The organism is Parabacteroides sp. AM58-2XD (assembly GCF_003463685.1).
GTDB lineage: Bacteria > Bacteroidota > Bacteroidia > Bacteroidales > Tannerellaceae > Parabacteroides > Parabacteroides segnis.
Map to the genome: position 1 here is coordinate 1 of NZ_QSDP01000154.1, position 9866 is coordinate 9866.

The 9866-nt window shown below is 45.4% G+C and carries 6 protein-coding genes and 1 pseudogene; 1 reads left to right on the plus strand and 6 read right to left on the minus strand.

Annotated elements, in window-relative coordinates; translation table 11 throughout:
* Positions 1-255: 255 nt before the first annotated feature.
* Positions 256-1281, minus strand: coding sequence for a Gfo/Idh/MocA family protein (locus tag DXA15_RS23445; RefSeq protein WP_128135641.1), 1026 nt, complete (start codon positions 1279-1281; stop codon positions 256-258).
* Between the two features lie 24 nt (positions 1282-1305).
* Positions 1306-2034, minus strand: a complete 729-nt coding sequence (locus DXA15_RS23450) for a 2-phosphosulfolactate phosphatase (RefSeq protein ID WP_128135642.1) — start codon at positions 2032-2034, stop codon at positions 1306-1308.
* Positions 2035-2270: 236 nt separating this feature from the next.
* Between DXA15_RS23450 and DXA15_RS23455 the strand changes: the two genes are divergently transcribed.
* Positions 2271-2861 (plus strand): DUF4251 domain-containing protein, encoded by a 591-nt coding sequence (locus DXA15_RS23455; RefSeq protein ID WP_128135643.1) that lies wholly within the window; start codon positions 2271-2273, stop codon positions 2859-2861.
* 74 nt (positions 2862-2935) lie between these two features.
* On the opposite strand, the gene DXA15_RS23460 is transcribed toward DXA15_RS23455, so the two are convergent.
* From DXA15_RS23460 to DXA15_RS23475, 4 genes and pseudogenes are all read right to left on the minus strand, one after another.
* Entirely contained in the window at positions 2936-4930 is a 1995-nt protein-coding gene (locus tag DXA15_RS23460; protein ID WP_128135644.1) for a glucosamine-6-phosphate deaminase, read from the minus strand.
* A gap of 113 nt (positions 4931-5043) precedes the next feature.
* Positions 5044-6209, minus strand: a pseudogene (gene nagA / locus DXA15_RS23465) (N-acetylglucosamine-6-phosphate deacetylase).
* Positions 6210-6243: 34 nt separating this feature from the next.
* Positions 6244-7410, minus strand: coding sequence for an N-acetylglucosamine-6-phosphate deacetylase (gene nagA / locus DXA15_RS23470; RefSeq protein WP_128135645.1), 1167 nt, complete (start codon positions 7408-7410; stop codon positions 6244-6246).
* Positions 7411-7562: 152 nt separating this feature from the next.
* On the minus strand, positions 7563-9509 hold the full coding sequence (locus DXA15_RS23475) for an ABC-F family ATP-binding cassette domain-containing protein (RefSeq protein WP_128135646.1): 1947 nt from the start codon (positions 9507-9509) through the stop codon (positions 7563-7565).
* Between the last annotated feature and the right edge of the window lie 357 nt (positions 9510-9866).

The following is a 9866-nucleotide window of genomic DNA, read 5'->3' on the forward strand; positions in this document are numbered from 1 at the left end:
AAGGGGTTATCTCATTGGACTTTAGTCCCATTTCTTACAGGTTTCTATCTAGGAGAAATGTGGCTGAAGCCAAAAGAGAGAAACAACTTGTAAACCGTCAGCTGAAGCAAACGGCAAATGAACCTGTAATAGTCAAGTGACTCTGATTTTGGTGGTTGTATGGCGGGGATATGACACACCCCCTCCCCCTCTCCAGAGGGGAGCCAGGTACAACCAGTTGCTATAAAAGATAGCTCAAATCTAATAAAATCCGAATCACCTATCAGCCGGATAAACAACCCCCAACTGCCGGCGTATCTCGTCAATAATCTCCAATGTTATCAATGAATTATCATGGCTGTTAATAGCCGATTCGCGTTTACCGGCAAGAACCAGGTCTATAAATTCGGCCACCTCATAGTAGTATTCGTCCTTATCCGTCACCGCGCTGATATCCTGCGGCTCAGGAATGGCACTCTTGCCCGCCGCTGCGGCAATCCGGGGCAGATAAGTCACCTTGCTGATAATATTCACCCGGTCCAGAATGATGTTTCCTTCTTCCCCTTGTATCTCTGTCGGCAATGACGAGTTAGCTATCTTCGAATAAAGGATAGTCGCATTCATTCCTTTATACTGGAAGTTCACGGCCCCTTGTCCGTCTGCCCCCGAAGAAAGCACGACACCTGTCGCCTCCACCTTCTCCGGCCGCCCGAACAGGACTACCATCGGATAAAGCGTATAGATACCGATATCCATCATTGCCCCATTCGAGAGTTCCGGCTTAAAAGCATTCAGCACAATCCCTTCCTTAAACTTGTCATACCGCGACGAATACTGGCAATAGCAGGAGAAATAACGCCGTATCGTCCCCAGCCGGTGCAGATTCTCACGTACGGCACGGAAGTTTGGAGTCAGCGTCGGTTTCATCGCCTCCATCAGCGTCACATTGTATTTCCGGGAAGCCTCAATCATCTCCCTCACCTCCCGTGCATTCGAAGCAAACGGCTTCTCACATAACACATGCTTGCCATGCTTCATGCAAAGAATACTCTGCGGAGCATGCAAGAAATTAGGAGAAGCAATATACACCGCATCTATCAACGGACTTTGCGCCATCTCCTCCAAAGAAGTAAATGTATAGGGAATCTGATGCCTGGCAGCAAATGCATCTGCCGTCTCCTGTGTCCGCGAATAGACGGCAATCAGTTCAAAACGTTCGTCCTGCCGTGCCCCGGCAATCACCCAATCTGTTATAAAGTTCGTTCCTACTACCCCGAAACGTATTTTATTTGTTATAGCCATTTCTATGTTATCTTTCCTTTATTATCAAATCGTCATCACTTTCTTCAATACCAAAGTCTCCCCTTCTATCACCAACTCCGGTACAACGACGACACTGTCCGGTGTCAGGCAAAAAGGCACGGCATCTTCCAGATGATTGGCTTTCAGGCGAGCCATATGGTCGGTCGGAGCAAGATAAGCGATCAGGTTCTTTTTATTATTCGTCCACATGTCGCGGGCAATGACTGCGGCATCCGTAGCCGGGCGGTATTTACCGGTTTTGGCAAGTACCTCTACCAAAGCCCCACCGAACAAAGTATCTTCTATATTCACCTTGTCCTGCCAGCCGGAACATAAAACAACGACATCGCGTCCATGAAACAGACAATAGTCCGCAACCGCCTGTAAATTAACAAAGGCCCCTGTAATAACACGATAAGCAGACTTTGCTATGGTGATAGCCCGGGTACCATTGGTCGTCGTAAAAATCACATCCTTGCCGACTACTTTCTCCGGCGTATAGTCGAACGGTGAATTTCCGAAGTCGGCAAAATCACATCGTTTCACATTGCGTTCGGCACCGACCAACCAGCCTTTTGCCTTATATTCCTGAGCTTCCTCCACCGTCGCTACCGGGCGGATACTGCGAACGCCATTCTTGAAAGCCGCCGCCATCGTTGTCGTTGCCCGGAACACATCCACTACTACGACAATCGCTTCCGGGTTATGATATACCGGATACAGGGCCGGCGAAAAACATACATCAATCTTCATACCTTCTCGTTTTAATCATCTGATATTACCCGCAAATGTACAGGATAATTCGCTGAATACCTAGTCTGGTTACCCCGCAACTATCTATTATATAAAAGATTCTATAATAAAAATGAGGATTAACCAAATTAGCATGATAAAATGTTATAGTATCTACAATCATCTATTTGTTAGGAACCTTTTTTACTCATGCTTGTTCTTTTACTACATTTTGAAAACGTTTTAAACTAAATCGTATGAAAAGAATTGTATCTTTTATCGTCGTTTTCACTCTTGTAATGGGGGGAATGACACATGTACAGGCTCAGAGTAAAGCCGTAGAAAAAGCAGAGAAAAAGTTAGAAAGAGAAGCGAAGAAAGAAGCAAGAGAAGCGAAGGATGCTATCATGGACGAACAGGAATTCAACACTGCCATGCAAGCTATCACCAACCAGTCTTTTGTATTGGAAGCCAACTCCGTACAACCAATGAACGGACAGGTTTACTATGTAAACTCAAACACAAACTTCGTCTCTTTGAATGATGGCCAGGCAATGGTACAGATCGCATCCAACTCTCCGTACCCAGGTCCTAACGGATTAGGTGGTGTTACCGTACAGGGAAGTGCATCCAACATCCAAACCAAACAGGACAAAAACGGTAACGTTTACCTGTCAATGAGTGTCCAGGGTGTTTTCATCTCTGCCACTGTAAATCTGACATTGATGAACGGAAGCAACAAAGCAACAGTTACCGTAGACCCGAATTTCTCAGGAAGAGACCTGACAATGACAGGAACATTAGTTTCATATGCCCAGTCAAACATTTTCCAGGGAACGACCTATTAATTTAGCATCAACATTAAACATGAAGAGCGCTTGCCATCAGGTAAGCGCTCTTTTTTTATAGAAACAATTAAGTCTTATTTATCAAACGGGATCATATACTGAACGAATGCTTCGATTGCTTCATAGGAAGCCAGACCCAGATCCTTATACAGTTCGGCTGTAGCACGGTTACGGTCTTCGGCACGCTGCCAGAACAGACGTTCGTCGTCACCCAGGAACGGTGCGCTTTCTGCCTGCGACTGGTGTTTCAGGATAGCATTACGTTTGAAGCGCAATTCTTCCGGACTGATAGGAACTGCCATTTCAATGTGGTCCATTTCCCATTCTGCCCATGCTCCGCGATACATCCAAACACGGCAATGTTTCAGCCATTCTTCGTCTTTCAGTTCATCAATGGCAGCCAGTACGGCATCCAGACAAACCTTATGTGTTCCGTGCGGATCAGCCAGGTCACCGGCCACAAACATCTGGTCCGGTTTGATCTCCTGCAACAGTTTCTTTACGACAGCGACGTCGGCTTCACCCAGATCATTCTTCTTAACAAGACCTGTTTCATAGAACGGAAGATCCAGGAAGTGAACGTTTTCATCTTTCACACCCGAGTAACGGCAACCGTGACGGGCTTCTTCACGACGGATAGTACCTTTCATGAACAGGACATCTTTCTTTTCCGGTTCCCCGTTTTCTACCTTTTCGAAACGCAGGTATTTGATAATCTCTTCCGCTTTGTCTTTAACAGTACTGTCATTCGGAGAATATTTGTCGCAAACATCACGCAGATACTCGCAGTAACGGATCACTTCATCATCCCCCACAGCAATATTGCCGGAAGTTTCATAAGCCACATGCACATCATGGTGCTGGTCGCACAAACGGCGCAAAGTCCCCCCCATAGAGATCACGTCGTCATCCGGGTGCGGACTGAATACGATCACTTTCTTCGGATACGGGGTAGCGCGTTCCGGACGGTTGGAATCATCTGCGTTCGGCTTACCACCCGGCCATCCGGTGATTGTATGCTGAATATCATTGAATATCTTGATATTTACATTATAAGCGGAACCATACAACGCTAAGAGTTCGCCCAGTCCATGTTCACTGTAATCCTTGTTTGTCAGTTTCAGGATCGGTTTGCCAGTCAACTGGCACAGCCAAACGATAGCGCGACGGATCAGTTTGTTATCCCAATCACAGTTGGTAACCAACCAGGGATGGCTGATTCTTGTCAGTTCGTAAGCGGCAGACAGGTCGATCACCACCTTTGCATTCATATGAGTCTGCAAATAAGTAGAAGGAACTGTTTCACTGACCTTACCTTCAACCGTATTGGCAATGATACGTGATTTATCTTCACCCCAGGCCATCAGAATCACATTCTTAGCTCTCAGAATAGTTGAAATACCCATTGTGATTACACTTGCCGGAACATTTTCAATCGATTTGAATGTACGGGCAGCTTCTTTGCGTGCATCGTTATCCAACAAAACCAGACGGGTTCCGACATTGGCAGATGATCCCGGACCGTTAAAGCCGATATTACTAGCATGCCCTACTCCCAACAGGATATAGTCGATTCCGCCGAAATTCTGGATTTGCTGTTCATACTGTCTGCAAAATTCGAAGATATCGTCTTTCGGCATAGAACCGTCGGGTGAATAGATATTCTTCGGATCAATATCCACCTGGTCGAGGAATGACTCCTTCAAATAAGCCAGATTACTGTTTGTCGATGCGCTCAGCGGATAGAACTCGTATACATTAAATACAATTACGTTGCGGAAGCTCAGTTGTTCTTCCTTATGCATACGAACCAATTCCTTAAATACACTCCGAGGGGAACGTCCACCCGACAAAGCGAGAACGAAAGGTTCGCCGGCTGCCTGTTTTTTACGTATTTGTGAGGCCAATTCTTTCGCGATCACGAAAGATCCTTCTTCAGCTGATTCGTAGATGTTTGTCGGAATCTTCTCCATACGAGTTAAAACTGATTGCTCGTAAGCGTTTTCCGGACGGTAATACCTGAGCGGTATACGCGTCAGGGTAATTTGAGAACTAAGGTTCGTCTTCATGTTTAATTACGATTTAGTAGAACTTTTTTACTTGAACTACAAATATAACAATTCTTCGGCAAATAAAGATTAAAGAACCCTATCAAAAATATCTATTTACCTATAAGTTGGTACTAAGCCAATGTATTCGTTCCTTCCACCAAATGTCCCATCGACCAGACAGAACGGACATTCAACTTACGGTCCAGAATAACGATATCGGCATCCTTACCACGTTGCAGAGAACCCTTGCGATCGTCTACTCCCATCAGGCGGGCCGGCGTTTCTGAAGCCATACGGATAGCATCAGCCAAAGGTACTCCGGCTTTCTGCACCATTGTGCGAACCAGCACATCCATCGTAGCTATACTTCCAACCAATGAGGAATGATCAGCCAGTTTACAAACGCCATCCTCGATAATGATACGGGGATCATCCACCGGCTTTCCTTCATTAGCAGCATAAGCCAATGCATCCGTTGTCAGACATGTACGTTCCACACCTTTCAGCTTGTAAACCAGACGCAGGATTGTTGAAGGCAAGTGACGGCCATCAGCAATCACCTCCACTGTCATATCATCTTCCAGGAACACACTCTCTACCGTTCCTTCATATTTATATTCACGACGCTTATGGAATCCAGGCATAGCATTATAGAAATGAGCCGCATGCGTAAAACCGGCTTCATAAGCAGCTTTAATATCTTCAAATTCTGCCTCCGTATGAGAAACAGCTGCCAAAAGACCTTTTGAACGGACATAACGGGCAAAATCCAATGCCCCCGGTAATTCCGGACTTGCATCCCAACGTTTAATACAATTCGTACTTTCCAGTAACGATTTATATTCGTCCGGATCAGGATCTTTCAAAGCGTCCGTCAGTAAACTGCCTGCCATCTTTGGATTCAGATAGGGTCCTTCCAATTGTAATCCCAACACAGGACTGTTTTTCTCTGCCATCGCACTTTCACATAAGGCAACCCCTTTCCTGATTTCAGTCATGGGAAGCGGGCCCAATGTCGGGAAAATACAAGTCGCCCCATATTTCATGTGTGCGTTCACTGCCCCGTGGAAAGCTTCTTCTGTACATTCCTTAAAATCATATCCACCGCCACCGTGTATATTCATAGCAACGAAACCCGGAATAATATACATTCCTTTGGCATCTACACCGTAGCCCCTATCACAGCCAGGTCACTATTTGTTACTTCCAGTATTTTACCATCACTGATCAGAACGGAACCATCCTGTAACCAACCTTGTGGAGTCAGGATCTGTCCGTTTATTATTTGAGTTAACATAACTTCCTCTATATTTTATTCTTGTTCGATCCCGTTAAAACACCTTATTAGTACCTTCCACCAATTTACCCATAGCCCAGACAGCACGTACATTCAAATCTTTGTCCAAGACCATCAGGTCGGCATCTTTACCACGTTGCAAAGAACCCTTGCGGTCGTAAACTCCCATGATACGAGCCGGCGTTTCAGAAGCCATACGAACCGCATCTTCTAAAGGAATTTCAGCTTTCTGTACCATGGTACGGATCAGGCGGTCCATAGTAGCCACACTACCGGCCAAAGCCGAACGGTCGGCTAACTTACAAACCCCGTCTTCAATGATCACACGCGGGTCGAAAGCCACCTGGCTATCGCTGGCCGCACAGGCCAGTGCATCCGTGATCAAACAAGTACGTTCCACACCTTTCACTTTATATACCAAACGGAGGATTGTCGGCGGGACATGAATACCATCAGCTACCACTTCCACTGTCATGTCATCGATCAGATAGATACTTTCGACAGTTCCTTCATACTTATACTCGCGACGTTTATGGAAACCGGGCATCGCGTTATAAAAGTGCGTAGCATGTGTATAACCTGCTTCATAAGCCGTCTGGATATCTTCATACTCAGCCTGTGTATGTCCGACAGCTGCCAACACGCCTTTCGAAGTGATATACTTACCGAACTGCATGGCACCCGGCAATTCAGGCGCAGCGTCCCAACGCTTGATACAATTCGTCTCTTCCAATAACGGGATATATTCTTCAGGGTCCGGATTCTTGATATTTTCAGGAATCTGGCCACCGGCCATCTTCATATTGAAATAATGGCCTTCCAAATGTAATCCGAGGATAGGACTGTCCTTTTCAGCCATCAACTTTTCAGTTGTAGCTGCCGCCGCACGGATCATCGGGATGGTTGAAGATGACAAAGTTGGGAAAATACTCGTCGTACCATGTTGCATATGAGCAGCCACGGCACCACGGAACGCATCTTCCGTACCTTCCATAAAGTCACGTCCGCCTCCGCCGTGAACATGAATTTCCACTCCGCCCGGAACGATATACATTCCTTTGGCGTCAATCAGGTTTGCACCAACTATGGCGAGGTCACAGTTGGTCACTTCCAGAATTTTGTTATCACTAATCAGAACAGAACCATCTTTCATCCAGCCCTGTGGTGTCAGGATACGACCGTTAATAATTTGAGTTAACATAATATTTGTCTATAAATTAGGCGTTTGTTATTTATCAATTAGTTCAATCTCATGGTATGATAAACCGGAGTCTATCAATTGACAAAAGTAAATACTTTTTATTTAATGCAATCCTTCTTTAATCAATATATTTCAAAAAAAGCGCCACCGGATCACCGGGACGCTTTCTCATTCAATTCTTCTAATTCCATGGTCAACTCCGTCCATGTGTCCATTGTGTCGGACAACTCTTTTTTCAATGATGAATAATCATTATATAAAGAGGTATCGGAAGCTCCTTCGGGAGTCGCCAGCCTGGCTTCAATGGCGGCTATGGAGTTTTCCAGTTCCGTTATTTTATTTTCTGCCTCGGCAACGGCCTTCTCCACTTTCTTGATCGCTTTGCTTTGTTCTTTGCGTGCTTCGTAAGAAAGTTTGTTTTGTGTAGGCTGGCCATCCGCATCCGTTGCCAAAGAAGCTACCTGTGTGGAACGTTCCAGTTCACGCAAGCTATCCATCTTCTTTTTTTCCAGGAATTCATAGATTCCTCCCAGATGTTCTACGACACGCTGGTTTCCGAATTCATAAACCTTATCTACCAGGCCATCCAGAAATTCACGGTCATGGGAAACGACAATCACGGTACCGTCAAATTCACGCAACGCATCTTTCAGGACATCCTTCGAACGCATATCCAAATGATTGGTCGGCTCATCGAGGATCAGCAGGTTGACCGGCTCCAGCAACAGGCGGATCATCGCCAGACGGCTTCTTTCTCCTCCCGACAGGACTTTCACCTTCTTATCGGACGCTTCGCCGCCAAACATAAAGGCACCGAGGATATCACGGATCTTGGTCCGTATATCACCCTGCGCTACATAATCGATCGTATCAAAGACCGTCAGGTTATCATCCAGCAACTGCGCCTGATTCTGGGCAAAGTAACCGATCTTCACGTTATGCCCCAATTGCAGTTTTCCCTCATAATCGATCTGTTCCATGATACATTTGACCAGCGTCGATTTACCTTCACCGTTCTTTCCGACGAAAGCGACCTTGTCCCCTCTGTTGATGGTCAATGTGACATCCTTGAAGATCAGATGATCCCCGTAACGTTTAGCCACATTCTCCATAATCACAGGGTAAGAACCGGAACGGGGAGCCGGAGGAAATTTCAGGCTCAACATGGCTGTATCTACCTCATCCACTTCGATACGCTCTACCTTTTCCAACTGTTTGATGCGTGACTGTACCTGAACAGATTTGGTCGCTTTATAACGGAATCGTTCAATGAATGCTTCGGTATCAGCCAGTTTCTTCTGCTGGTTTTCGAAAGCACGGAGTTGTTGTTCGCGACGTTCCTTACGAAGCTCAACGTATTCGGAATACTTTACTTTATAATCGTATATACTTCCCAACTCGATCTCGATCGTACGGGACGTGGTGTTATCAATAAAAGCACGGTCATGCGAAACCAGGATCACAGCATTGGCACGGGTCGCAATGAAATTCTCAAGCCATTGGATAGATTCGATATCCAGGTGGTTGGTCGGCTCATCGAGCAACAACACGTCCGGACGGCGAAGTAATAATTTTGCCAACTCGATACGCATACGCCAGCCACCGCTGAACTCGGAAGTCGGACGTTCAAAATCACTGCGGTTAAATCCCAAACCGATCAAGGTACGTTCCAGTTCTGCATGGTAGTTGCTTCCCCCCATCAGCTGGAAATGTTCGGAAAGATGTGTTACCTTATCTATCAACTTCTGATACGATTCCGTTTCGTAGTCGGTCCGTTCAGCCAGTTCCAGATTCAGCCGTTCGATCTCCTTTTCCATTTCCTGGATATGACCGAAAGCCTGTTCCGCCTCTTCACGGACAGTACGGCTGTCGGTCAGCTGCATCTGCTGAGGCAGATAGCCGATCGTCGTCTCTTTGGGAATACTCACCGTACCGGATGTCGGAGACTGCAAACCTGCAAATATCTTCAACATCGTAGATTTTCCCGCCCCGTTCTTACCGACCAGTGCGATACGATCCTTCTTGTTTACCACAAACGAAACATCATCAAAAAGCGTAAATCCGCCAAATTCAACTGTTAGTCCTTCAACCGAAATCATATCTATTTCTTTTATGGCTGCAAAAGTACACAAAAATCGCCTACCACTCCAAATTAGCTGAATGCAGTATCATAATATATGTCACAAAACCGGACAGTACCTTATCGGTAGAAAAAAATAATTAGTAATATCAGGAAAAATACTCGGAAGATTACAAATAGAAACGACTAAGTTCTAGCAGAACTATGTCTTGTGTGTTAGAACTATTCGTTAGTGAATCAGCTATTTAGGGTAAAATTGGTAACAGATAGAAAAAAGCATGTTAACTTAATTGTGTAATTAATAATTAACATATTCGACTTAAGTTCTTGTGGATCGTAATTAATTTTTAATATATTTAGGCATTGATAATAAAAA